We start from the raw sequence: 24,854 nt of genomic DNA on the forward strand, positions 1-24,854 counted from the left end.
GTCTCTCTCCCTCAGGCGCGATAGCAGACGGTCTTTGCCGCCTCGACGATGTTGGCGGCTTGCGGCACGGCCATCGCCTCGAGATTGGCTGCGTATGGCATCGGAACGTCCGCGCCTGCGACACGCGCGACCGGCGCATCGAGATAGTCGAAGGCCTGCTCCATCATCAGCGTCGCGATCTCGGAGCCGATACCGCAGGTCGCCCAGCCTTCCTCGCAGGTGACGAGGCGGTTGGTCTTCTTCAGCGAGGCCACGATGGTCGCGGTATCGAGCGGACGCAGCGTGCGCAGGTCAATGACCTCGGCGCTGATCCCCTCTTCCGCCAGCTTCTCCGCCGCCTGCAGGGCCTTGCCGACCATGATCGAGAACGCGGTGATGGTCACGTCCGTACCTTCCCGCACGACCTTCGCCTTGCCGATCGGCACGGAGAAGTCCTCGCTTTCCGGCACGTCGAAGGACTGGCCGTAGAGCACCTCGTTTTCGAGGAAGATCACCGGGTTCGGATCGCGAATGGCGGATTTCAGAAGGCCCTTGGCATCGGAGGCCGAATAGGGCGCGATCACCTTGAGACCCGGGCAGTGCGTGTACCAGCTCGCATAGCACTGGGAGTGCTGCGCCGCGACGCGGGCCGCCGCGCCGTTCGGACCGCGGAAGACGATCGGACACCCCATCTGCCCGCCGGACATGTAGAGCGTCTTGGCGGCGGAATTGATGATGTGGTCGATCGCCTGCATGGCGAAGTTGAAGGTCATGAACTCGACGACCGGCTTCAGACCGCCGAACGCCGCACCGACGGCGAGCCCGGCGAAGCCGTGTTCGGTGATCGGCGTGTCGATCACGCGCTTGTCGCCGAATTCCTGCAGCAGGCCCTGGGTCACCTTGTAGGCACCCTGGTATTCGGCCACTTCCTCGCCCATCACGAAGACACGCTCGTCGGCGCGCATTTCCTCGGCCATCGCGTCGCGCAGGGCCTCGCGGATGGTCAGGGTCTGCACCTTGTCGAAATACTTGTCTTCGTCGCTCGCCGGGGCGGATGAGACGGGCGCGGACGGCGCCGTGGCGGCAGGCGCTTCTGCCGCCGGGGCGGGGGCCGGTTCCGCAGCGGGCGCCGCAGCCGGAGCGGCGTCGGCTGCGCTCGCGTCCTCGCCTTCTTCCAGCAGCACCGCGATCGGCGTGTTCACCGCGACATTGTCGGTTCCGGCGGCCACGAGAAGCTTGCCGACGACGCCCTCGTCGACGGCTTCGACTTCCATGGTCGCCTTGTCGGTCTCGATCTCGGCGATGACGTCGCCGGCCGAAACCGTATCCCCTTCCTTGACCATCCAGGTGGCCAGTTTGCCTTCCGTCATAGTCGGCGACAGGGCCGGCATCAGGACTTGTACGCTCATTCCTTTTTCCTCCCGCGGGCCGCGCATCCCCGTGCGCGGAAGCCGCGCGCTGTCTTAAGACTCGATCAGGATGTCCGTGTAGAGCTCGGACGGATCCGGCTCCGGGCTCGATTGCGCGAAATCGGCGGCATCCGTGACGATCGCCTTGATTTCCTTGTCGATGCCCTTCAGCTCCTCTTCCTCGACGCCCGCCTCGAGCAAGGTCGCCCGAAGATGGTCGATCGGATCATGCTCCTGACGCATCTTGTTGACTTCTTCCTTGGTCCGGTATTTCGCCGGGTCGGACATGGAGTGGCCGCGATAGCGGTAGGTCTTCATCTCGAGGATGTAGGGCCCCTTACCGGCGCGGCAGTGCTTGACAGCCTTCTCCGCCGCCTCGTGCACGGCGACGACATCCATGCCGTCCACCTCGGCGCCCGGGATGCCGTAGGCCGCGCCGCGCTGATAGAGCGAGGTACCGGCGGCCGCGCGGGTGACCGCGGTGCCCATGGCGTATTTGTTGTTTTCGATGATGAAGATGACCGGCAGCTTCCAGAGCGCGGCCATGTTGAAGCTCTCGTAGACCTGACCCTGGTTCAGGGCGCCGTCGCCAAGGTAGGTCAGGCTGACTTCCTGGCTGCCGTTATATTTGTTGGCGAAGGCGAGACCGGTACCGATCGGCACCTGGGCCGCGACGATGCCATGACCGCCATAGAAATCCTTCTCGCGGCTGAACATGTGCATGGAGCCGCCCTTACCCTTGGAGTAGCCGCCGATCCGGCCGGTGAGCTCCGCCATGACGCCTTTCGCATCCATGCCACAGGCCAGCATGTGGCCGTGGTCGCGGTAGCTCGTGACAACCTTGTCGCCCTTGCCGATCGCTGCCTGCATGCCCACGACGACGGCTTCCTGGCCGATATAGAGGTGGCAGAACCCGCCGATCAGCCCCATGCCGTACATCTGCCCCGCCTTCTCCTCGAAGCGGCGGATCAGCAGCATGTCGCGGTAATAGGGCAGAAGCTCCGCGACATTGTTCTTGGGGGGCTTCGTGGTGCGGGATTTACGAGTCCGCGTGGATGCGCCGCGGCTGCCGCCGGCGGCTGACTTCGCTTGAGCCATCTCTCTCCCTTTCGACCGGAACGAGGCGCCGATTTCGCCAAGCGCGCCTCACTTGGTGTCGAAAGAGAAATACTTCAAATTAACTAGATTTTCAACAGAGTTAACTTATTGAAAAATAACACAATAACGATAATTAACCGCTTTTAGGTTAATTGCTGTTGGAAGCTATTGAAATTGCCTGCGTTTTTGGCTGTGCAGCCGCACCATCACCCATAGCGGCAACGGAAAAACCGCCGAGATCCTGCAGCACGAACTCGTCCCGCCCGAGATAATTCAGCACCACCCGGGCCTGTTCCGTCAGCAGGTCCCGGTCGATGCTTTCCGGATGCAGCATGGCGACCTTGCGCTCCATGGACTCTCGCGTTGCCTGCAATGCCGCGAGCTTGGACTCCGCCGCCTCGATCTTGGCGTCGAGCGCCTGCCAAGCATGCAGACCGCGGTCCCCCTCGACCGCGTGGAAGATGAAATAGCCGAGGAGCAGGCAGCCGATGACCGGGCCGACAATCTGCCGTGCGCGCCGCTTGAGTTCAAAAGCAAGGGTCATGTGCTCCTCCGATAAGAGGCGAGTGAATCACCAGCGAATCGGGCGGTCAACGGGAACGAAACGAGAATCCCGCAGGAAAGATTCCCAACAGGAGCAACATGTTGCGAAAAAGACTCACCCGGAGGCCTGCAAGAAGCCTCCGGGCGCGGATGTCACGTAAAAACGCTTAGGCGCGGGCGCCGAGACCTGCGCGGCCCGCATAGCGCGCCGCCGGACCGAGATCCTCCTCGATCCGGATCAGCTGATTGTATTTCGCCATGCGATCCGAGCGCGAGAGCGAGCCGGTCTTAATCTGCCCGGCATTCACCGCGACGGCCAGATCGGCAATGGTCGCGTCCTCGGTCTCGCCGGAGCGGTGCGACATGACGGTCGTGTAGCCGGCCTTGTGCGCCGTCTCGCAGGTCTCCAAGGTCTCGGTCAGGGTTCCGATCTGGTTTACCTTCACCAGAATGGAGTTCGCCGCGCCCTTGGCGATGCCCTCGCGCAGACGCACGGGATTGGTGACGAAGAGATCGTCGCCGACGATCTGGACCTTTTTGCCGATCCGGTCGGTCAGGGCCTTGAAGCCGTCCCAGTCATCCTCCGAGAGCGCATCCTCGATCGAGACGATCGGGTAACGGTTGCAGAGATCCTCGTAGAGATCGATCATGCCGCCGCTATCCAGCACCTTGCCCTGCCCGGCCAGCACATATTTGCCGTCCTTGAAGAATTCGGTCGAGGCCGGATCGAGCGCGATGGCGACATCTTCGCCCGGCTTGTAGCCGGCCGCCTCGATCGCGGACATGACGAAGCCGAGGGCTTCCTCCTCGCTCTTCAGGTTCGGCGCGAAGCCGCCCTCGTCGCCGACATTGGTGCTGTGGCCGGCCTCGGAGAGTTTCTTCTTAAGTGCATGGAACACTTCCGCGCCGATGCGCACGCCCTCCGCCAGGGTCTCGGCGGAGACCGGCATGATCATGAATTCCTGGAAATCGATCGGATTGTCGGCATGGGCGCCGCCATTGATGATGTTCATCATCGGCGTCGGCAGGATATGCGCGAAGGCGCCGCCGACATAACGATAGAGCGGCAAGTCGAAATCGGCCGCGGCGGCATGGGCGACGGCAAGGCTGACGCCGAGCATCGCATTGGCGCCGAGACGCTCCTTCTTGTCGGTGCCGTCGAGATCGAGCAGCGCCTGATCGATAACGATCTGCTCGGCGGCCTCCTGCCCGAGCAGCGCGTCGAAAATCTCGCCGTTCACGGCCTCGACAGCTTTCAGCACGCCCTTGCCGCCATAGCGGTCCTCGTCTCCGTCGCGCAGCTCAAGCGCCTCGTAGGCGCCGGTGGAGGCACCGGAGGGCACTGCGGCCCTTCCCTGCGCACCGCTCTCCAGGGTGACGTCGACCTCAACGGTCGGGTTGCCGCGGCTGTCGAGAATCTCACGCCCGGTGATATCGACGATGGCGCTCATGGGTTCGCTCTCCTGAAAGACGATCTGCGTTTCGGAAACGGCGGTTGAGCCGGCGCGCACAGGCATACTCGGCGCGGGGAAAGGTTGCAATGCCGGTGCGGCACTTTTGTCCCCGAAACGGCTCCCCATATGCTCACGGAACAAAAGACGGGAGAGAGAGATGTCCAGACCGACCAGCCCGGCCTTCGACCCAATGGATGTGGCGCCCCGCATAGGCAGCGGCTATCCGGAACAGTTCCAGAAAGGCTGCGAGGCGCGGGAGAAACGCCGCCTCGGCGACCATGGCGGGCTGGTCAATTTCGGCGTCAACCTGACCACCCTGCCGCCCGGTCAGGGCTCGGCCATCCGGCACTGGCACACCATGCAGGACGAGTTCGTCTACGTCGTCTCGGGCGAGCTCACCCTGATCACCGATGCGGGCGAGCAGATCCTCACCGCCGGCATGTGCGCCGCCTTTCCCAAGAACGTGCCCGATGGCCATTGCCTGGTGAACCGATCCGACGCACCGGCGAGCTATCTCGAGATCGGCGACCGCACGCCGGGCGACATGGGGCACTATCCGGAGCTGGATCTGGTGGCCGACGGCAGGGCCGGAGACTACGTCTTCACCCGCAAGGATGGGACGCCTTACTGAGTGCACGCGGGCGCACCGCGCCTACTATCCACAACAGACCGTCATCCCGGCCAACGAGCCGGGATCTCCCCGAACACCAGGCGGTGCGGATGGTTCAAGATCCCGGATCGAGGCCCGGGATGACAGACGCTTCATCTATTCGGACTCAATCCCCGGATAGGCGTCGCGCAACGCCTCCACCTCGTCCGCTCGGCCGCGCGCCTTCATAAATCCCACCAGGTTTCCAAAACCTGCACGGGTGTTCGGGTGCCCTGGCCCGAGCACTCGATATAGAATATCGACCGCCTTTCGATAGACCGGTTCCGCCTCTTCGTAGCGCCCCTGCTCGTTAAGGTTCGAGGCCACATTGTTGTAGCTCGTGGCTGTCGATGGATGCTCCTCGCCCAGGACACGCCGACGGATTTCAAGACCCTTGCGATAGAGCGGCTCTGCCTCCGCGTAACGCCCCTGCGCATTCAGGTTATAGGCCACATTGTTGTAGCTCGTGGCCGTCGATGGATGCTCCTCGCCCAGGACACGCTGATTAATTTCAAGACCCTTGCGATAGAGCGGCTCCGCCTCCGCGTAGCGCCCCTGCGCATTCAGGTTATAGGCCACATTGTTGTAGCTCGTGGCCGTATCCGGATGCTCCTCGCCCAGGACACGCCGGCGGATTTCAAGACCCTTGCGATAGAGCGGCTCCGCCTCCGCGTAACGCCCCTGGTCGTCAAGGTTCGAGGCCACATTGTTGTAGCTCGACCCCGTATCCGGATGCTCCTCGCCCAGGACACGCTGATTAATTTCAAGATCCTTGCGATAGAGCGGCTCTGCCTCCGCGTAACGCCCCTGCGCATTCAAGTTCGAGGCTACATTGTTGTAGCTCGTGGCCGTCGATGGATGCTCCTCGCCCAGGACACGCCGGCGGATTTCAAGACCCTTGCGATAGAGCGGCTCCGCCTCCGCGTAGCGCCCCTGCGCATTCAGGTTATAGGCCACATTGTTGTAGCTCGCCCCCGTATCCGGATGCTCCTCGCCCAGGACACGCTGATTAATTTCAAGACCCTTGCGATAGAGCGGCTCCGCCTCCGCGTAGCGCCCCTGCGCATTCAGGTTATAGGCCACATTGTTGTAGCTCGCCCCCGTATCCGGATGCTCCTCGCCCAGGACACGCTGACGAATTTCAAGACCCTTGCGATAGAGCGGCTCCGCCTCCGCGTAACGCCCCTGCGCATTCAGGTTATAGGCCACATTGTTGTAGCTCGTGGCCGTCGATGGATGCTCCTCGCCCAGGACACGCCGGCGAATTTCAAGACCCTTGCGATAGAGCGGCTCCGCCTCCGCGTAACGCCCTTGGTCGTCAAGGTTCGAGGCCACATTGTTGTAGCTCGCCCCTGTATCCGGATGCTCCTCGCCCAGGACACGCCGGCGGATTTCAAGACCCTTGCGATAGAGCGGCTCCGCCTCCGCGTAACGCCCCTGGTCGTCAAGGTTCGAGGCCACATTGTTGTAGCTCGCCCCCGTATCCGGATGCTCCTCGCCCAGGACACGCCGGCGGATTTCGAGCGCTTGCTTCAGATATTCGCGCGCCTGCACAAAGTCCGCTCGTATTTGGAGACTTAAGCCAATGGCATTGTAGATTTCGGCGAGATTTTCCGGATCGCTATCCGGTCCCCGTGTGGCATCTTCGACGAACTGAATAAGGCGATCGGCGATTTGGGTTGAAAGGGCAAGGTCGCCGGAAAGCCGTGCCAACCGAGCGCAGGCCAGTACCGCGTTCAGATCTTTCGGGTCAAGTTCGTGTGCCCGCAGAAAATGAGCTTTCGCTCCGCGATAGTCGATCTCTTGCTCGGCAATCGTCCCGAGACTGAATGCGATACTGGCTTGACGCTCGATTGCCGTCCGATCGGCGGAAAGCTCTTGGAGGCCCTCCAGACGGTCTCGGGCCGCATCGAAATCGCCCCTTTCGAGAGCTTCCAGAGCCGCGTCAAGCTCCGCGTCCACAGCTTGATCCGCGCCGGCTTTTGCCTCGGCGAGTTCGCTCGAAATGCGCCGTGCCGCTTCCCGCGCGTCCTCAACCGCCTTTTCCTTATCGGCAAACCTCGACTGGAGTGCCGATAGTTCCTTTTCGAGGATGTCGGCGTCTCGCCACCCATCTTTCAGGTTCTCGTTGTCGGAGCGCAGCGCCTTGATTTCGGCTTTCAACTCGCGTTCGCGCTCGCGCGCCTGTTCGAGAACCGTGGCCGCGAAGCCTTCCGGGACCGGAGGGGCAACGTCGGATTTTCTCGGGAGCAAAAATCGAAAACACGCGAAAATCGCCCCCAGGATGGCGAGGAGCGCGGCGAGTGAACCGAGCACCACGGCGTGTTCAGTCAAAAATGCGATGATCGGGTCTGCCAACCCGTTCTCCAGCCCACTCTCTTCATCTGCCATCTGCCGCTCCCATGGGGCCCATGATGCAAGCGCCGATGCGAAGTTTGCAACCTCCGGTAAACGCTCATGCTTTCGGTTGATAGAAACCGCTTCAGCAGTGGTTTGGCGGTCAACGGGTGGGAATGCTGACCGCCTTTAACGTCATCCCGTCGAAGGACGGGACGTTGCGCTGAATCAGGACGCGGTTGACAGGAATGTGCATAGGGCTATTTTCGCCTCTGGTTTCGGACTGCCTGCCGCTCGCGGCTCTGCCACGGTGAAAGTCCTCCGCTTCTACACATGACCGAACCTGTTCGACAGGCATGCGGGAATGGCAATGCGAGCCCCATTCGAGATCCGCGTGTCGCGACAAAAGAGGTTTGTCATGTCCGACAGCACGGCCATTCCCTCGATCGAGGACCTAAAATTCAGCGCCGGCGAGCTGCGCCGCGATATCGCCGCGGAAGGTATCGTCATCTCGCACGGTCAGGCGCTCGAGCGGATCGCGCACGATCTCGGTTTCCGGGACTGGAACACGCTTTCGGCCGCGGCGCGTGACTCGCGTCCAAAATCTCCCGTCTCGAAGGGCGAACGGGTCACCGGGCACTATCTCGGCCAGAGTTTCACGGCGACGGTGATCGACAGCTATGCCTTGGAAATGCACAGCCGCTACCGTGTGACGCTGCATTTCGACGAGCCGGTCGACGTAGTCACCTTCGAGAGCTTCTCGTCGTTCCGGCAGCGTGTGACCTGCACATTAACGCCGGACGGTAGAACGCCGCAGAAGACCTCGAACGGGAAGCCGCAGCTCGTGCTGGAGGGCAAGAGCTAACACCGCCGCGCCGGCTGGACTATCGCGCCACGCGTACGTCCAGCAGTCCCAGGGACCCGAGATCACGGCGCGTCATTCCCGGGGCCCCACTCGCGTGGTGACGATAACGGCCTAATTAGAGATCAGTGCGCCGAGGTGCGCAGCTCCGCTGCTTTCCGGCTAGCCGAAGAGCCGTCCGCGCCGGCTGCCCCCAGCGCCTCGCCATAGCGCTCCCAGCTCCAGGCGCTGTTCGGCTTCTTCTCGGTCCGTTCGGAAAGCAGCGCGCGGGCCTTGGCGGTCTCGCCGCCCTTGAGCGCGGCGTCGACAAGCATTTCCTCGAACACGTCGCGCTGGGCGTGGCTGCCGCCGATCAGGCGGATATCGTCGCGCAAAGGCCAGATCAGGGTGACGGCTCGGGCCGGGCTGCCTGTGCGGATCGCGGTCATCGCGTCGGCGAGCGCAAGGCCGACCTTGCCGGTGATCCGCGCCTGGGTCTGGTCCCGGGTGCCCTCTTCTTTCGCATAGGCGCGCAGCTTCTCGATCATCTCACCCGCCTCGGCAAGACGGCCGGCCCCAAGCAGCGCCATCAGATAGTGCAGCGAGACGAAGATCAGTTCGTGATCGTCCATATGCTTCTCGGCGAGCGCGGCGAGCTGGGCCCAGCGCTCCGGGCCGACCTGCAATCCGTAAAGCTCCAGACGCCAGAGCAGAGCCGCGGCATTGACCACGTCAAGATACTGGTCCGCCTCCAGGTCGCTTGCGACCTGGGCATCGTAGAGCGCCATCACCTCTTCCAGCTCGTAGCGCTCCAGATGGAAAAGCGCCCGGTGCCACCAGACATGGAAACGGAAATTGTGGACACTGTTCCAGTGCGGCTCGAGGCCCTTTATCCAGTCGATACCCTCGCGGTGCCGGCCCTCCATCTCCATCACATGGGCGACGGCATGGACCGACCAGGCATCCTTCGGGTCGATCTCGACCGCCTCGCGGGCATAGCGCTCGCCCCGGCGGTACTCGCCCGCTTCCTCGAGCCCGAACCCGTACATGCCGATCAGATTGCCGTAGAGCGGATGGGACCTGTCCCAGGCATGCAGAACCCGGGCGACGCTGTCCCGCATCTTGCCGCCGTTCCCGGCGTAGAAATGGGCGAAATGGGCGAGCCGGAGGGCCAGCATGTCCTTCGGATGGTCGAGCAGAATACGCTCCCACGCGTCGGCCGCGCCGTCGATATCCCCGGCGCACCAAGCGCCAAGAGCCACCAGATGGCCCTGCTCGCGCTCCGTCGTGTCAAGACGGGCGAAAAGTTCGGTGGCCGTTCCGAGTGCCTTGTCGGCCCGCATCGCCATCGCCTTCGTGCCGAAGAGCTTCATGAAATAGCCCTTGGTCACATGCGCGAGCGGCATGTCGGGATCGGCCGTCAGCGTATCCTTTAGGCGATCGCCGACATCGCGGGTGAAGCGAACATAACCATCCACGGTGGAGCCGAAAGCCGATGCCGCCTCCCCGGAGGCCGCTGTGACATCAAGTCCGAGACCATCCGAATAGACCGGCATTTTTCGCTCCCGTGCGTTATCCGATATTTATTGGAGTCGCCTTTGCCAGGCGATCGAAGGAGAGAAGAGTTTCGAGCAGCCCGCGCATTTGCGCAAGGGGGACCATGTTGGGCCCGTCGCAGGGCGCGTTGTCCGGGTCCTCATGGGTTTCGATGAAGAGACCGGCAACGCCGATCGCGGTCGCAGCCCGGGCCAATACCGGTACGAACTCCCGCTGACCGCCGGATGCGTTGCCGAGCCCGCCCGGCTGCTGCACGGAATGGGTCGCGTCGAAGACGACCGGATAGCCGGTGCTCGCCATGGTCGCGAGACCGCGCATGTCGTTCACAAGGGTGTTATAGCCGAAGCTGGTGCCCCGCTCGGTCAGCAGGATGTTGCTGTTGCCCGCCCCGACGACCTTGCCGATGGCCGAGTTCATGTCCCAGGGCGCGAGGAACTGACCTTTCTTGATATTGACCGTCTTGCCGGTGGCCGCCGCGGCGACCAACAGATCGGTCTGCCGGCTGAGGAATGCCGGGATCTGCAGAATATCGACGAACTCCGCGGCCGGCGCGCAATGACCCGGCTCGTGCACGTCGGTCAGGACGGCGCAACCGAAGCGCTCCCTCACCTCGGCGAGAATGGGTAGCCCCTTCTCCATGCCGATACCGCGATCGGAGGCGCTGCTGCTGCGGTTCGCCTTGTCATATGAGCTTTTGTAGACGAAGCCGATACCGAGATCGCCGCAAAGCGCCGAGAGGGCGTCCGCCATCTCCAGTGCATGTTCCCGGCTCTCCATCGCGCAGGGCCCCGCGATCAGCGCGAAGGGTTTCGCGTTGGAAAAGCTGACGGGCCCGACGGTGACGGTTTTCGCGTTCATCTGGTTCGCGCTCCTCGCGGGATCAGACGAGGCGCGACTGGGTAACCGCGGCCCCGATAAAGCTGGTGAAAAGCGGATGCGGGTCGAACGGTTTCGACTTCAGCTCCGGGTGGAACTGTACGCCGATGAACCAGGGATGGCTCGGCAATTCGACGATCTCCGGCAGCTCACCATCCGGCGAAAGACCGGAGAAGCGCAGCCCCGCCGCCTCCAGCGCCGGCTTGTGGTTGATGTTCACCTCGTAGCGGTGCCGGTGACGCTCGCTGATGCGGTCGGATCCGTAAATCTCACGAACCTTGGAGTCGGCGACCAGATCACACTCGTAAGCCCCGAGCCGCATGGTGCCGCCGAGATCTCCGTCCGCCGCACGCTGCTCCGTCTCGTTGCCGCGCACCCACTCGGTCAGGAGGCCGACCACGGGGATCTCGCACGGACCGAACTCGGTCGACCCGGCACCGTCCATGCCCGCAAGCGAGCGCGCGGCCTCGATGACCGCCATCTGCATGCCGAAACAGATACCGAAATAGGGAATATTGTGCTCGCGCGCGAAGGTGACGGCCTTGACCTTGCCTTCCGCGCCCCGCTCGCCGAAGCCGCCCGGCACCAGAATGCCGTGGACGTCTTCGAGACGGTGGATGGTGTCGTCACGCTCGAAGATCTCGCTGTCGATCCAGTCGAGCTCGACCTTCACCTTGTTCGCGATGCCGCCATGGGCGAGCGACTCCGCAAGCGACTTGTAGCTGTCCAGCAGGCTCGTGTATTTGCCGACAACGGCGATCTTCACCGAGCCTTCCGGATTGCGCACCGTGTGGGTGATGTCGGTCCAACGCGAAAGATCCGGCTCCGGTTCCTTCTCGTCCAGAAGACCGAAATGGCGGCAAACCTCAACGTCGAAGCCGTCATTATGGTAGGCGACCGGCACGTGATAGATCGAATCCACGTCGAGCGCCGGGATCACCGCTTCCGGGCGGATGTTGCAGAACAAAGCGATCTTGCGCCGCTGCTCCGCCGGAATCTCGTGCTCGGAGCGGCAGAGCAGAATGTCGGGCTGGATACCGACGCTTTGCAACTCCTTCACCGAGTGCTGGGTCGGCTTGGTCTTCAGCTCGCCCGCCGATGCGATCCAGGGCACCAGCGTCAGATGCACGAAAAGCGAGCGCTCGCGGCCAAGCTCGTTGCCGAGCTGACGGATCGCCTCGAGGAACGGAAGGCTCTCGATGTCGCCGACGGTGCCGCCGATCTCGCAGAGCACGAAATCCTCGTCGCCGAGATTCGATTTGGCGAATTCCTTGATCGCGTCGGTGACGTGCGGAATGACCTGAATGGTGGCGCCGAGATAGTCGCCGCGGCGCTCCCGCGAGATCACGTCCATATAGATCTGGCCTGTGGTCACGCTGTCGTTCTTGGTCGCCGAAACGCCCGTGAACCGCTCGTAGTGACCGAGATCGAGATCGGTTTCCGCCCCGTCGTCGGTGACGAAAACCTCGCCGTGTTGATACGGGCTCATGGTGCCCGGATCGACGTTCAGGTAGGGGTCGAGTTTGCGCAGACGGACCTTGTAGCCACGCGCCTGTAGCAGCGAGCCAAGGGCTGCCGAAGCGAGGCCTTTACCTAAGGATGAAACCACGCCGCCGGTGATGAAAATAAAGCGAGACATGGACCTGCGTTATATCCGAATTGCTGTGACTGAGCTAATCAAAACACGCCGCTTCGCCCGCCCGATTTCGAGCGGGGCGCGTGGCACGCCTGAAACCTGAGAATTACTGCGAGACTGGAGGCTGCGGAGCTGCCGGTTCGGCCGGCTCGGAGCTTTCCTGAACCTGGTCCGCGATTGAGCCGGTCCGGTTCGTTTCGGCGAGAATCGCGAGCAGGATACTGGTGGCGAAGAATGCCGCCGCCAGAATCGCGGTGCTGCGGGTCAGCAGATTCGCGGTCCCACGCGCGGACATGAAGCCGCCCATTCCGCCGCCGCCTCCGCCGCCGATGCCGAGTCCGCCGCCCTCGCTCCGCTGCAGCAGAACGACAATGACGAGCGCGAGCGCGATCATCAGGTGGATGGCAAGCAGGACTTCGATCATCTGTCTTTCCAGGCTCTCGTCCGGCGCGGCGTCAGGCCGCGCCCGGGACGGTAGAATGAATCTCGCGGGGTTTTAGCTTCCCAGCCGCGACTTGGCCAGCGCGAATTAATGGTAGACCTCCTCTTACGCAGCAGCCGCGATTGCGAGGAAATCCTCCGCCTTCAGGCTTGCCCCGCCTACCAGCGCTCCGTCGACATCTTCCAGAGCGAGAATTTCAGCAGCATTGCCAGGCTTCACGGAGCCTCCGTAGAGGAGTAGGAGCGCACCCGCACTGCCGAGCATTGAACCGGCCACCTTCCGCATATGGGCATGCATGGCCGCGATATCATCAATCGTCGGGGTGCGTCCGGTGCCGATCGCCCAGACAGGCTCATAGGCGATCACCACACCGGTCTCCGTCGCGCCTGCGGGAAGCGAGCCGCGGATCTGTGCCTCGACAACGGCTTCCGCCTTGCCAGCATCCCGTTCCGCCTCTGTTTCACCGACGCAGACGATCGGAACCAGCCCGGCGGCAAGAGCCGCTTCGGCCTTCGCCTTAACCGTGGCATCACTTTCGCCATGGTCCGCACGGCGCTCCGAATGACCGACGATGACGTGCGATCCGCCAAGATCCTTGATCATTGCCGCCGCGACATCGCCGGTATGCGCCCCGCTTTCGTTCATGTGACAGTCCTGGCCGCCGACCGAGATCGCGCCGCCGTTTAGAACCGCGGCAACCGGGGCGATGAGCGTCGCCGGCGGACAAACCAGCATGTCCGCACCCGCGCCAACCGCGAAATCCTTCGCGAGCGCGGATGCCAGCGCCTCCCCTTCGGCGCGCAACATGTTCATCTTCCAATTTCCGGCGATCAGGACGCGGCGTGTCATCTTCGTTTCTTCCCCGAGGCAGATGTTAAAGCGCGGATCGGCTTAGCACATTGCAGGATGAGGTGGGGAGGCCGGATTTCACTCGGAATTGCGAGTTGCAGCGAAGAAGAAGCCGCTTCTATTATGCGCCTCCCCGAGACGGGGCCCGTTAACACGAGAAAGCCGCGACAGAACATATGCTTCAACTGATCCGCTCCCGCGTCACCTCGATTTTCGTCAAGGCGCTGTTTGTGCTGCTGATCGCCTCTTTCGCGGTCTGGGGCATCGGCGACATCTTCCTCGGCTCGCCGACTGGCAAGGCCGCCATTGAAGTGGGCGACGTCGAGGTCACGACTGCCGAGGTTCTCGACGAATTCGAACGCGTACGCCGGAATATGGGCGTGCAAGTCACCGCCCAGGAAGCCGCCCAGTTCGGCCTGCTGGAGCAGGTCATGAACGATCTCGCGAACCGTGCGCTTTTCATGGCCGAAGCCGGGGATCTCGGGCTCGCGGTAGGCGACGATCAGATAAAGCGCCAGATCGCGGAAATGCCGGCCTTCCGGGACCAGACCGGCCGGTTCAATCCCGACCTCTTCCGCCAAGCACTGTTCCGGGCGCAGTTGAGCGAGGGCGCTTTCCTCAATCTGTTGCGGGAGGAAATCCGCCGCGACCAGATCGTCAATGCAGTAACAGCTGGGTTCTCCGCTCCGGATGTACAGCGCGACGCCTATTACCGCTATCGCAACGAGGAGCGCGCGGCAAAGCTGGTTACCCTCGATGCTTCGTCCCTGCCCGCGCCGCCGACGCCGACGGAAAGCGAGATCGACAGCTTCTATAACGAAAACAAGGAACGCTACAGGGCACCGGAATACCGTTCCGCGACCGTGCTGTCGCTGACCGCAGATGCGCTCGCCGTCGATATCGAGGTGCCCGAGGACCGCCTGCGCGAGGCTTACGAGAGCCGGCTTGACGAGTTCCGTTCCGTCGGCCGGCGCACCGTCGACCAGATCTTCCTGGCCGATAAGGATACCGCGGACAAGGCTGCCGCCGCCCTCGGCGAGGGCCGGAGCTTCGAACAGGTCGCCGGGGAAATTGCCGAGATGTCGCCGGACGCCCTTTCGCTAGGCAGCGTCACCCGAGCGGACCTGGATGGTACCGCGCTTGCGGATGCCATCTTTACCGCCGAACTCAACACCCCGACGGCCCCGGTAGAGAGCGATCTCGGCTGGCATATCTTCCGCGTGACCGAAATCGTCCCTGAGAGCACCAAGCCGTTCGACGAGGTGAAGGATCAGGTCAAACGCGAAGTCGCCCATAACGAGGCGCTCGACAAGATCTTCGAAATCGCCAACCAGATCGAAGATTCGCTCGCTGCCGGAGACACGATCGAGGAAGCGGCCAAGGTCGCCGAGGTTCCGGTCCAGGCGATAACAGACATCGACCGGCAGGGGCTCGGCAAGGATGGCGGCACGGCGGAAGGTATTGCAGCTGACGCGCGTTTCCGGACCACATTGTTTCAGACCCCGGCCCAAGAGCAGAGCCAGCTCGAGGAAACCCAGGGCGGCGGATATTTCATCCTCCGTGTCGACGGCATTACCAAAGCCGCCATTCGCCCACTGGACGAGGTTGAGGAGCGGGTGACCGCCGATCTCGTGGCGGAACGCCGTGCCGACGCGAACCTGAAGCGGGCCCAGGCCCTCGTACAGCAAGCGGCTTCCGGCGGTCTCGAAGCCGCGGCGGAAGCTGCCGGGCTTGAGGTGCAGACACTTGCCCCCTTCACCCGCACAGGGGACGGCCTGCCGGACGGACTTCCGGCCGACGTGGCCGAGATCGCGTTCGATCTCAAGATCAGCGATATCGGGATGTCGGAGGATCTGAGCCAGATCCATATCGCGGAGCTGACGGCCATCAACGAGGCCGATCCAGCCGCCGCCGGCGACGTTATCGAACCGCTCGCGCGTCAGATCCAGTCTGGGATGGCCGCGGATGCCGTCGCGCTGCTGATCGCGGCGCTGCGGGAAAGCCACAACGTGACGATCGATGCGGGCCTGCCCCTTGCCGTGATCAACGGAGACGTCGGCGGCCCGGCCCCGCAGCAGAGCGGCGGACTGTTCTGATGCAGGTCTCTCCCGAACGCGCCCCGTTTGCAGCCACCTATGCCGACGGGAAGGCTCAGGTCGTCTGGACCACGCTGGTCGCGGATCTGGAGACGCCGGTCTCCGCGATGATGAAACTGGCCGAGCGCAAGGCCAATGCCTTCCTGCTCGAATCCGTCGAGGGCGGCAGTGTGCGCGGTCGCTTTTCGATTATCGGTCTGCGTCCGGACGTGATCTGGCGCTTCAAAAAGGAAACGGCGGAGATCAACCGGCAGGCGCGGATCGACCCGCATGCTTTCACACCCTGCCCCGAAGATCCCCTCACCTCCTTCCGCAAGCTGCTTGCGGAATCCGAAATCGAGTTGCCGGACGGGCTGCCGCCAATGGCGTCCGGTCTCTTCGGCTATATGGGATACGACGCGGTCCGGCTGGCGGAGAAGATCCCGGATGACAATCCGGACGATCTCCAGATTCCCGACGGCCTCTTCCTGCGTCCGACCGTGATCTGCATTTTCGACCGGCTCGAGGACATCGTGACAATCGTCACCCCGGTTCGGCCGGATCCCGGCATGTCGGCAGACGCGGCCTACGATGCGGCCCGTGCCCTGCTCTCCGACGTGCTGCAGGATTTCGACCGCAACCTGCCGCTGACCCGTCAGGGCGTCGGAGAGCCGTCGAAGCTGCCGGAGCCCAGCTCCAATACGACACGTGAGGAGTTCCACCAGATGGTGGAGAAGGCGAAAGACTATATCGCCGCCGGCGACGCCTTCCAGGTCGTGCCCTCCCAGCGCTTCTCGGTTCCTTTCAAGTTGCCGCCGCTTGCGCTCTACCGCTCGCTGCGTCGCCTGAACCCCTCCCCCTTCCTGTTCTATTTCGATTTTGGCGAGTTCTCGATCGTCGGCTCCAGCCCGGAAATCCTGGTCCGCGTCCGTGACGGCGACGTCACGCTCCGTCCGCTGGCGGGAACGCGCAAGCGCGGTGCCAATGCGGAAGAAGACAAAGCGCTTGCAGAGGACCTGCTGTCCGATCCGAAGGAACGGGCCGAGCACCTGATGCTGCTCGATCTCGGGCGGAACGATGTCGGTCGCGTGGCCAAGGTCGGCACCGTGAAGGTGATCGAGCAGTTCGTGATCGAGTACTACTCGCACGTCATGCATATCGCGTCCCATGTCGACGGCAAGCTGCGCGACGATCTTGACGCGGTGGACGCACTCTGGGGCGGATTCCCTGCAGGCACCGTTTCCGGCGCTCCGAAAGTCCGGGCGATGGAGATCATCGACGAACTGGAAAAGTCGCGCCGCGGCGTCTATGCGGGCGCGGTCGGCTATTTCAGCGCCAACGGCTCGATGGATACCTGTATCGCTCTGCGCACCGCCGTGGTGAAGGACGGGACGATGTACGTCCAGGCCGGTGGCGGCGTGGTCGCGGACAGCGATCCCGAAGGCGAATACCAGGAGTCCGTCAACAAGGCGCGAGCGCTCTTCCGGGCTGCGGAAGAAGCTGTGAAATTCTCCTCACGCGGCGGCTGACGCCCCTTCGTGAAACAGAAAAATTACCCGTGAAACAATAAATTACGCGACATTCTCGATGTCACGTAAATTTTATTCGGCCGGCTCTGCCGCGAGCTCTGGCGAGGGATCACCCTCGCCTCCCGGGAGCAGCGTCGCGGCCGCGAGCGCCGTCACGGCGAGACCTCCCAGGATCAGAAACAGCCAGGTGAAATCGCCGGTCGCGCTATAGACCCAGGCCAGCAGCGGCACCGCACCGGCCGAGACGCCAAGAGTCAGCAGGAACTTCACACCGAAGGCCGTCCCGCGCCAGGCCGGCGGGGTGAAGCGTGCGAAGAGCGCATTCTCCGTCGGCACCGCGATCGTATTGGAAAGCACCATCACGATAGCGAGCGGGAACAGCAGCCAGCTCTCGACCGAAGCCACAATGAGCAGGAACGGAATCTGGATCAACCAGGCGGTGACATAGACCCGCTTCTTGTTGAAGCGATCCGCCAGCCAGCCGCCGGCGATCTGCGCCCCGCCGGAGCAGAAATAGATCGCCGAGACCAGCAGGCCGATCCCGAACAGCGCATCCCCGTCTCCGAGACGGTTCTCGAACAGTTTCGGCAGCGCGAAGGACGTCGCCTGGTAGATCAGGCCGGAGCAGCAGACCGTCACGGCAAGGGCGAGCGCGCCGCGCTGCATATCCTTACGGCTGCTCTCCGCCGGCGGCGGCGCTTTCTTCACCGTGTCCTTCTCGATCCAGCCCTTCCAGACCCCCAGCATTAAAAGGAAACCTGTGGCGACGCAGACGATACCCGGCAGGATGAAGGCCAGGCGCCAGGATCCGAAATCGGCCAGGAGCGCAGCGATCAGGGGCGCCGAACCGACGCCGAGACTGCCGAAGACGCCGTTGATGCCGAGCGCCTTCCCCCTGTTCGCGACATGGCGCACCACCCAGGCGATGCCGACCGGATGGTAGATCGCGGCAAAAAATCCGATCGCCGTAAGCCCGGCCGCGATCTCGAAGAGGGACTTCGCGAAGCCGGTGAGGATCGACATCGCGCCGGTCCCGAGGAAGAACACGACCATCATCCCGGTCGCGCTCCAGCGGTCGCCCAGATAGCCCGCCGGAATGGCGCAGAGGCCGAACATCAGGTTGCCGAGGAACATCAGGCCGATGAGCTCGTGATACGGCGCCGAGAACACGGATTCGAGCGCGATCACGGCTGTGGGGTACAGCAGCATGAAGAAATGCGAATAAAAATGCCCGATGCTCGAAAAACCGAGCGACAGGCGATCTGACAAAGGATTCATGGCCGGATTTCCGTCAGAATGGGATGACAGGATCGTCGCAGCCGAAGTGAATGGCCACAACTCTTCTTTGTGCATTTGACTCATTCCGGCGCGCCATTACCATGCCTTATGCAGTTCTCTTCACTCGGGCGGCTCCGGAACAGACAGGATGTCCAAAGCATCTGCGCCAGCAGCAAAGACGTCGAAGCGCCCGACGAAAATGCAGACCGCCTGGCTGCGCCGCGGACTGGACGAGCCCGGCGGCAAGCTCCCTCTTTTCAACGATCAGGGACAGCGCGTGAACGACCGGATGGTGCAGTCCTGCCTCGATCATGGCTGGGCGGAACCCTGGTTCGAAAACCCGCTGAAGCCGAACTGGCTGGTCTGCAAGCTCACCGAGCGTGGCCGTGCTGCGGTCGATGGCGCGAAACCGGACTGACGACCCGCCAACATTTTGGCAAGGCACCGCGCAGGGATCCGTGAATGACCCTTGAAGAGTATCTGAGCGTCATCATCGACAGCAAAGCCGACGACTGGCGCACGTCCAACGTGCCAACCTTCATGCACCGGATCGTCCCGTCGCGCACCCCCGGCTCGGATTTCGAGCTGCAGGAGCACAATGTGCTCATGAACTATACGCCGGATATCCGGATTTCCATGGCCTGGGGCCTGGTGACAGACCGGAACTATGCCGAGCCTTGGCTCGAGAAGCTCGCGAACAAACGCGGGGACGCGGTCATCCTGGATTTCCTGTTCAACGGATCTCTGGTCTATCGAGACATTCTGATCGCGGTCGACAGCTGGCGCTGCATCCTGCCGCAGCCGATGAACACCGAGGGCGCACCCTACAAGGTCCAGGAGCGGCGCATGCAGATCGCCCGCCTGATCCACGGCCTGGTCGGTCCGGACACCAGTTTCGGCGCCTATTTCAAGCGCGTCGGGATGGTGCCGGCGAAGGTCACCTGGCCTTGAGTCCATGGCAATTTTTCAGAAAAATCAATGGTCGGAGCGGCGGGATTCGAACCCACGACCCCTTCACCCCCAGTGAAGTGCGCTACCAGGCTGCGCTACGCTCCGACCGACTGAGACGGTCTCTCTAGCCCGTCATCAGACGAGACGCAAGCGCCTTCGAGCGCTTGCAGACAATCAGGTTGTTGATGGTTCAAAGGCTCAGCGCCGGACGCGGTCCAGAGCCTTCTTCAGGGATTCGAGCTCACCGAGTGCAGTCCGGACTTCCTCGATGGCATCGGCCGCGAGACCGTCATGGCCGTTACCGTCCGGGCTTTCCGACGATCCGTCCGAACCGAACGGCAGTCCGGGCTGGGCATCGTCCGCCTTGACCGCGTTGTTCGGCCCCGGAATTTCCGGGTCGTACTCGCCACCCCCGTCATGACGGAGCGCGGCCCGCGCGCCGCCGTCCTTCAGAAGTTTCTGCACGCCCTTGATGGTATATCCATCCTGATAGAGCAATGTGCGGATACGGCGCAGGAGTGCGACATCTTCCGGACGATAATAACGCCGTCCGCCGCCGCGTTTGAGCGGGCGAACCTGCGAGAATTTCGTTTCCCAGAAGCGGAGAACGTGCGGCGGGACTTCCAGATCGTCTGCGACTTCGCTGATCGTACGGAAGGCGGAGGCCGACTTTCCGTTCCTACGCGCTCCGGTGCTCTGATGGTCGGTTTGCATAGCCATTAGGCGTCATGCCTCCGTACTCACCCGGCGTCGCCGCCAAGCCCTTCGTTGATCCGATTCTTGAGGACATGGGAAGGCCTGAAGACCAGCACTTTACGCGGCAAAATCGGAACCTCTTCCCCGGTCTTTGGATTGCGACCGATCCGTTCCCCTTTCTGGCGCACCAGAAAGCTTCCGAATGAAGAGATCTTGACCACCTCGTCGCGAGACAAGGATTGCGCGATTTCCTCGAGTACAGCTTCAACCAATTCGGCGGACTCATTACGAGAAAGACCGACTTCTTGGTACACTGCCTCGCTCAATTGCGCCCGTGTAACCGTCTTACCAGTCATTGCCACCCCCATCCTTAGGAGCCTAAGGTATCGTGGAAAAAGGGCACAGTCAATTAATCGACTTATTACAGGAATTTGGAAGCATTTTCTGACCTAATGTCGAACCGCCGGACGCCAAGATCGCCCGTGTCATAGGCTTTCACGGCTTTGCCCGCTAACCATCTAAAATCGCTAAAGTTTCCGATTTCGAATGCCGTGTTCCCGTGCACAATTACGGCAGAAAAAAGGCGCGTGCGCCGCCGCCCTTACGGAGCGCCGATTCGCACCAGTCCGGCGCCCCAAACAAGCCCGCCGCCGATCGCTTCGAACAGAACCAGGTCACCGTTTTTCACGCGCCCGTCCGCCATCGCCTCTGACAATGCGAGCGGCACCGAGGCGGCCGACGTATTTGCATGCCGGTCGATGGTCGAGACCACCTTATCGTCCGGCAGTTTCATTTTTTGAGCCATGCTTTTGATAATGCGGGCATTTGCCTGGTGCGGAATGAGCCAGTCAATGGCGGAGGAAGTAAGCCCGTTGGCGTCCAGGGCCTCATCGATAACACCGGAAAGCTTGGAGACCGCGTGCCGGAAGACCTCCTGTCCCGCCATCCGGACATGACCGACGGTCTTCGTGGAGGACGGCCCACCATCGACATAGAGGATGTCGCGATGCCTGCCATCGGAATGCAGGTGCGTCGAAAGCACGCCGAAATCGTCCACATTCTCGTCGGCACGAGCCGCCCGCAGCACGACGGCCCCGGCTCCATCGCCGAACAGCACGCAGGTCGAGCGGTCTTCCCAGTCGAGGATCCGGCTGAATGTCTCGGCGCCGATCACAAGAGCCGCGCGTGCCTGCCCCGCCCGAATGAAGTTGTCAGCCGTCGCCAGCGCGTAGATGAACCCCGCACAGACAGCCTGAATATCGAACGCGGCGCCATGCTCCATGGCCAGCTTTGCCTGGACTTTGGTCGCGGTCGAGGGAAAGGTATCGTCCGGCGTCGTGGTCGCGACCACGATCAGATCGATATCCCCAATCTCCATACCGGCATTGTCGAGAGCCCTTCTCGCCGCCTCTACGGCCAGGTCGGAGGTCATCTCGCCTTCCGCCGCGACATGGCGCTGGCGGATGCCGGTGCGCTTCGAAATCCACTCGTCGGACGTATCGACTTTCTTTGCCAATTCGTCATTCGTGACGATCCGCTGCGGCAGGTAAGAGCCGCAGCCGACCAGCAGAGATTTTTTGAGGGTCATGAAGCTACCGATGTCTGGCGTGTGAGGTTCGCGCCGCTGCTATCGCCGTAGAGCGCGATCTCTTCTTTGACTTTTTCGAGGAACCCGTACCGGCACATATCGGCAGCCACGCAAACAGCATTGGCGAACCCGAGCGCGTCGGTTCCGCCATGGCTTTTTACGCTGATGCCGTTGAGGCCGAGGAAGACGGCGCCATTATAGCGCCGGGGATCGAGACGCTTGCGCATCTGTTCGAGAGCGCCGCGGCAAAGCAGATAGCCGAGCCGGGCGGCCCAGGAGGATTTGAAGGCGTCACGCAGGAACTGCGTGATCATCCGCGAGGTGCCCTCGGCGGTCTTGAGAGCGATGTTGCCGGAGAAACCGTCCGTGACGATCACGTCGACCGTTCCGGCGGTGATATCGTCACCCTCGACAAAACCGACATACTCGAAATTCTCGGATTCCGTTTCCCGCAGCACGGCGGCCGCGCCGCGCACAGCGTCGCTGCCTTTCTGCTCCTCGCTGCCCACGTTGAGCAGGCCGACCTTAGGCCGGCTGAGGCCGAGCACCATGCGCGAGAAGATCTCACCCATTAGCGCGAACTGCACCAGGTTCTCGGAGTCACAGTCCACATTGGCGCCGAGATCCAGCATGCAGGTCTCGCCGCGCCGGGTCGGGAAGAAGCTAGCGATCGCCGGGCGCTCGATCCCGGGACACATACGCAGCACGAATTTCGACATTGCCATCAGGGCGCCCGTATTGCCGGCCGAGACGACGCCGTCGGCCTCCCCGTCCGCGACCTGATTAATAGCGAGGCGCATGCTTGAGTTGCGTCCGGAGCGGAGCGCCACGGACGGCTTCTCAGAGGCCCCAACCGCCTTGTCCGTGTGAATCAGCTTGAAGTCGCTGTTGGCGAGCCGCTTGGTATTTTCGATGAGCGGACGCAGCTGCGCCTCGTCGCCGACCAGAATCAGCTTGAGGTCGGGCATCCGCGCAAGAGCGATGTCTGCGCCACGCACCACGATACCGGGCGCGTGATCGCCGCCCATAGCGTCCAGGGCCAGTGTAGGACCGTCTACCATATATTCGACATCATCCGGGCTGAAGACGCGGCCACACCGGCGCGTTTCGAAACCTCTCGATTGTTGGCCTTCCAGAGACAGAGAATTGCGGAAGGGAATTGCACGAGGGTCATAGGCAAAGGTTCACAAAAATTCAATATTTTTAGTCCCCTTTTCGCAGTCGATCGCGCATGTCTGCCAGAATCGAAAACGGGTTCTCTTTCTCTTCTTCTGCGTCGCCGTCGGACCATACGACGCCGTCAGGCGCTTCGTCTTCTTCGGGTGCCCGTGGATGTTCTTCGAGGAGCAGGGCCAAATTCTGGGATACGACCTCCCCGAGGTCAAACCCGCCGTCCTCGATCACCCCCATATTCTCATCGTCCGGCGGCAAATCGACCTCCGGCAGGCCCGCCTCGCTCAAATCACCGGTCAAAACCTCGCTGAAAGGCGCGTTGAGCTCCGCCTCAAACGGTTCGAGAGATACGACAGAGAGATATGTCAGTCCTGCCGAGATCGTGCCTTCTATCCGAACGGCTTTATCCTTCGCCAACCTTTCGACCGACGCCGCAGCAGATATCCGTGCAATGCCCGGCAACCCGAACCGCTCGGCTAGGGCACGGCATTCCTCTGGTGTCGCCTCTATGTCGAAATGCGTTTTCCGTTTCTTCAGGTCCTTGATTCGGACCGGGCGCGAAAGCTCTATCTTGGCGGTGTTTTCCATGGGACGCGCACAATATGCGCAGACAATCGCCCCCTCAAGCGGCAACCGTCCTGCCGGCTCTCACGGTGCCGCGAAAGTAAGCTGGCCGTGCGCGATCGAAACGCTGTCCTGCGCCGCCAGATGGGCTGCCTGGCGCAACGTATAGCTCGCCATCTCTCCCACATCCGCAGCCGCCTCTTCGCCGCTCCGGAACAGGTTGCGCGCCAGGGCATCCGAGAGCACCGCGGTCCCCTCGTTCTCGGCGACCGACAGTCCCGCCTCGTAGGCCTCGAGACGGCCATAGAAGGCCCGTCCCATCTGCTTCACCTTCTTGCCGATGGACATATCGCTGACGCCGATTTCCCGCAGAGACTGATCCATATCCGTGAAGAGAGTGTCGAAAAGGGCCTGTGCGAACGCCTCCGATTCGCCCTCCTCTCCCTTCAGCCGGATCAGGACGAGCGATGTGTGGAGTACGAGCAGGTCGAAGCGCCCATCAAGCGTATCGGCAACGCCGTAGCGGGTGTAGAAATCCGGATGACGAGACTGTTCGACAATTGAATCGTAGGCCTTGGCCGCCGCGTCCGCCGATGCGCTCCGTCTGAAAAATCTGCTAAACACCCGTCTCTATCCGTATCCGGTTCCGGTGGAGCGCAAAATGGCGTTGCGCTGGTCCGCCGTCAACGGGCCGCAAGAGGATTGTTGACCTCGCGCCGGTCGGTGACCAAATTGGCGCCAGACTGCCTGCCTTCGGGCTGCGGCGGCTTTGAGATACGCACACGACGTCACGGAGACAGCGAGTGAGCCGCAATCGGTTCCGGAATAACGGATTTGCTTTGGCCTTGATAGTCATCGGCCTCGGCGCCTGTTCGCCGCGGGTCGCCACACATGGAAACATGGTGGATATCGACAGCCTCGCCGCGATCGAGCCGGGACAAAGCGATAAGGGACGCGTTCTCGCCCTCCTCGGCTCGCCCTCGACGGAGAGCGAATTCGGCCAGGAAACCTGGATGTACATCGCGAACCGGACCGAGCAGACCGCCTTTTTTGCTGAAGACGTGATCGAACAGCGGGTGATCTACATCGCCTTCGACGGCGATGGCATCGTCGACAGCATCGGCCGACTCAATCAGGAAGACGGAAAGCGGATCGAGTTCGTCAATCGAAAGACCGAGACCGCAGGCCAGAAGATCTCCTTCCTGCAACAGCTCTTCGGCAATATCGGCCGCTTCAATCAGGAAAACTCGCCTCTCGGCAATTGACGCCATGCCACGCTGAACGAAAAAGGCCCCGCTCCGGCGGGGCCTTTTCCTTTGAGGTTCGAGAC

24 protein-coding genes and 1 tRNA gene are annotated in these 24,854 nt (G+C 62.4%); 7 read left to right on the forward strand and 18 right to left on the reverse strand.

The window, feature by feature from the left end; genetic code table 11:
• Positions 1-11 precede the first annotated feature (11 nt).
• The 4 genes from NUH88_RS00560 to eno all read right to left on the reverse strand — a co-directional run bounded on the left by NUH88_RS00560 (position 12) and on the right by eno (position 4,480).
• A complete protein-coding gene (locus tag NUH88_RS00560; RefSeq protein WP_257769298.1) occupies positions 12-1,388 on the reverse strand; it encodes a pyruvate dehydrogenase complex E1 component subunit beta in 1,377 nt (458 codons plus the stop codon).
• A gap of 54 nt (positions 1,389-1,442) precedes the next feature.
• Entirely contained in the window at positions 1,443-2,486 is a 1,044-nt protein-coding gene (gene pdhA / locus NUH88_RS00565; RefSeq protein WP_257769299.1) for a pyruvate dehydrogenase (acetyl-transferring) E1 component subunit alpha, read from the reverse strand.
• Between the two features lie 148 nt (positions 2,487-2,634).
• Entirely contained in the window at positions 2,635-3,030 is a 396-nt protein-coding gene (locus NUH88_RS00570; RefSeq protein ID WP_257769300.1) for an FtsB family cell division protein, read from the reverse strand.
• 166 nt (positions 3,031-3,196) lie between these two features.
• Positions 3,197-4,480, reverse strand: coding sequence for a phosphopyruvate hydratase (gene eno / locus NUH88_RS00575; protein ID WP_257769301.1), 1,284 nt, complete (start codon positions 4,478-4,480; stop codon positions 3,197-3,199).
• Positions 4,481-4,640: 160 nt separating this feature from the next.
• On the opposite strand from eno, the gene NUH88_RS00580 reads away from it, so the two are divergent.
• Positions 4,641-5,114, forward strand: a complete 474-nt coding sequence (locus NUH88_RS00580) for a cupin domain-containing protein (protein WP_257769302.1) — start codon at positions 4,641-4,643, stop codon at positions 5,112-5,114.
• 135 nt (positions 5,115-5,249) lie between these two features.
• Here the strand turns inward: NUH88_RS00580 and NUH88_RS00585 are convergent, their stop codons facing one another.
• Entirely contained in the window at positions 5,250-7,523 is a 2,274-nt protein-coding gene (locus NUH88_RS00585) for a tetratricopeptide repeat protein (RefSeq protein WP_257769303.1), read from the reverse strand.
• 364 nt (positions 7,524-7,887) lie between these two features.
• Here NUH88_RS00585 and NUH88_RS00590 point away from each other — a divergent pair, with 364 nt between their 5' ends.
• Positions 7,888-8,334, forward strand: a complete 447-nt coding sequence (locus NUH88_RS00590) for a glyoxalase superfamily protein (protein ID WP_257769305.1) — start codon at positions 7,888-7,890, stop codon at positions 8,332-8,334.
• Positions 8,335-8,456: 122 nt separating this feature from the next.
• Here NUH88_RS00590 and NUH88_RS00595 read toward each other — a convergent pair whose 3' ends face one another.
• From NUH88_RS00595 to tpiA, 5 genes are all read right to left on the reverse strand, one after another.
• Positions 8,457-9,866, reverse strand: a complete 1,410-nt coding sequence (locus NUH88_RS00595) for a tetratricopeptide repeat protein (protein ID WP_257769307.1) — start codon at positions 9,864-9,866, stop codon at positions 8,457-8,459.
• Positions 9,867-9,882: 16 nt separating this feature from the next.
• Entirely contained in the window at positions 9,883-10,725 is an 843-nt protein-coding gene (gene kdsA, locus NUH88_RS00600; RefSeq protein WP_257769309.1) for a 3-deoxy-8-phosphooctulonate synthase, read from the reverse strand.
• Positions 10,726-10,747: 22 nt separating this feature from the next.
• On the reverse strand, positions 10,748-12,382 hold the full coding sequence (gene pyrG / locus NUH88_RS00605; protein WP_257769311.1) for a CTP synthase: 1,635 nt from the start codon (positions 12,380-12,382) through the stop codon (positions 10,748-10,750).
• A gap of 103 nt (positions 12,383-12,485) precedes the next feature.
• The gene (secG, locus tag NUH88_RS00610) at positions 12,486-12,803 is read right to left on the reverse strand and encodes a preprotein translocase subunit SecG (protein WP_257769313.1); all 318 of its coding nucleotides are present in this window, start codon (positions 12,801-12,803) and stop codon (positions 12,486-12,488) included.
• Positions 12,804-12,926: 123 nt separating this feature from the next.
• Complete coding sequence (gene tpiA / locus NUH88_RS00615; RefSeq protein ID WP_257769315.1) at positions 12,927-13,670, reverse strand: triose-phosphate isomerase; 744 nt, start codon at positions 13,668-13,670, stop codon at positions 12,927-12,929.
• 176 nt (positions 13,671-13,846) lie between these two features.
• Here tpiA and NUH88_RS00620 point away from each other — a divergent pair, with 176 nt between their 5' ends.
• Positions 13,847-15,766, forward strand: a complete 1,920-nt coding sequence (locus NUH88_RS00620) for a SurA N-terminal domain-containing protein (protein WP_257769316.1) — start codon at positions 13,847-13,849, stop codon at positions 15,764-15,766.
• Positions 15,766-17,274 (forward strand): anthranilate synthase component I, encoded by a 1,509-nt coding sequence (gene trpE / locus NUH88_RS00625; RefSeq protein WP_257769317.1) that lies wholly within the window; start codon positions 15,766-15,768, stop codon positions 17,272-17,274. The genes NUH88_RS00620 and trpE overlap by 1 nt, the downstream gene beginning before the upstream one ends.
• Positions 17,275-17,346: 72 nt before the next feature.
• On the opposite strand, the gene NUH88_RS00630 is transcribed toward trpE, so the two are convergent.
• The gene (locus NUH88_RS00630) at positions 17,347-18,552 is read right to left on the reverse strand and encodes an MFS transporter (protein ID WP_257769319.1); all 1,206 of its coding nucleotides are present in this window, start codon (positions 18,550-18,552) and stop codon (positions 17,347-17,349) included.
• A 148-nt stretch (positions 18,553-18,700) separates the two neighbouring features.
• On the opposite strand from NUH88_RS00630, the gene NUH88_RS00635 reads away from it, so the two are divergent.
• Together NUH88_RS00635 and NUH88_RS00640 are read left to right on the forward strand one after the other, a co-directional pair.
• Positions 18,701-18,970, forward strand: coding sequence for a hypothetical protein (locus NUH88_RS00635; RefSeq protein WP_257769321.1), 270 nt, complete (start codon positions 18,701-18,703; stop codon positions 18,968-18,970).
• A gap of 44 nt (positions 18,971-19,014) precedes the next feature.
• Positions 19,015-19,503: a hypothetical protein gene (locus tag NUH88_RS00640; RefSeq protein WP_257769323.1), complete on the forward strand. Its 489-nt coding sequence runs from the start codon at positions 19,015-19,017 to the stop codon at positions 19,501-19,503.
• Between the two features lie 28 nt (positions 19,504-19,531).
• Here NUH88_RS00640 and NUH88_RS00645 read toward each other — a convergent pair.
• From NUH88_RS00645 to NUH88_RS00675, 7 genes are all read right to left on the reverse strand, one after another.
• Positions 19,532-19,608: transfer RNA gene (locus tag NUH88_RS00645), tRNA-Pro, on the reverse strand.
• Positions 19,609-19,701: 93 nt separating this feature from the next.
• On the reverse strand, positions 19,702-20,223 hold the full coding sequence (locus NUH88_RS00650) for a MerR family transcriptional regulator (RefSeq protein ID WP_257769325.1): 522 nt from the start codon (positions 20,221-20,223) through the stop codon (positions 19,702-19,704).
• A 20-nt stretch (positions 20,224-20,243) separates the two neighbouring features.
• Positions 20,244-20,555: an integration host factor subunit alpha gene (locus NUH88_RS00655; RefSeq protein WP_193180539.1), complete on the reverse strand. Its 312-nt coding sequence runs from the start codon at positions 20,553-20,555 to the stop codon at positions 20,244-20,246.
• A gap of 245 nt (positions 20,556-20,800) precedes the next feature.
• Positions 20,801-21,787: a beta-ketoacyl-ACP synthase III gene (locus NUH88_RS00660; RefSeq protein WP_257769326.1), complete on the reverse strand. Its 987-nt coding sequence runs from the start codon at positions 21,785-21,787 to the stop codon at positions 20,801-20,803.
• Positions 21,784-22,848 (reverse strand): phosphate acyltransferase PlsX, encoded by a 1,065-nt coding sequence (plsX, locus tag NUH88_RS00665; protein WP_257769327.1) that lies wholly within the window; start codon positions 22,846-22,848, stop codon positions 21,784-21,786. Before plsX ends, NUH88_RS00660 begins: the two co-directional genes overlap by 4 nt.
• A 142-nt stretch (positions 22,849-22,990) precedes the next feature.
• Positions 22,991-23,548, reverse strand: a complete 558-nt coding sequence (locus tag NUH88_RS00670) for a YceD family protein (protein WP_257769328.1) — start codon at positions 23,546-23,548, stop codon at positions 22,991-22,993.
• 60 nt (positions 23,549-23,608) lie between these two features.
• Positions 23,609-24,148, reverse strand: coding sequence for a ubiquinol-cytochrome C chaperone family protein (locus tag NUH88_RS00675; RefSeq protein ID WP_257769329.1), 540 nt, complete (start codon positions 24,146-24,148; stop codon positions 23,609-23,611).
• Positions 24,149-24,327: 179 nt separating this feature from the next.
• Here NUH88_RS00675 and NUH88_RS00680 point away from each other — a divergent pair, with 179 nt between their 5' ends.
• Entirely contained in the window at positions 24,328-24,789 is a 462-nt protein-coding gene (locus NUH88_RS00680) for an outer membrane protein assembly factor BamE (protein WP_257769330.1), read from the forward strand.
• Positions 24,790-24,854: the final 65 nt, after the last annotated feature.

It is taken from the genome of Nisaea acidiphila (assembly GCF_024662015.1).
GTDB classification, from domain to species: domain Bacteria; phylum Pseudomonadota; class Alphaproteobacteria; order Thalassobaculales; family Thalassobaculaceae; genus Nisaea; species Nisaea acidiphila.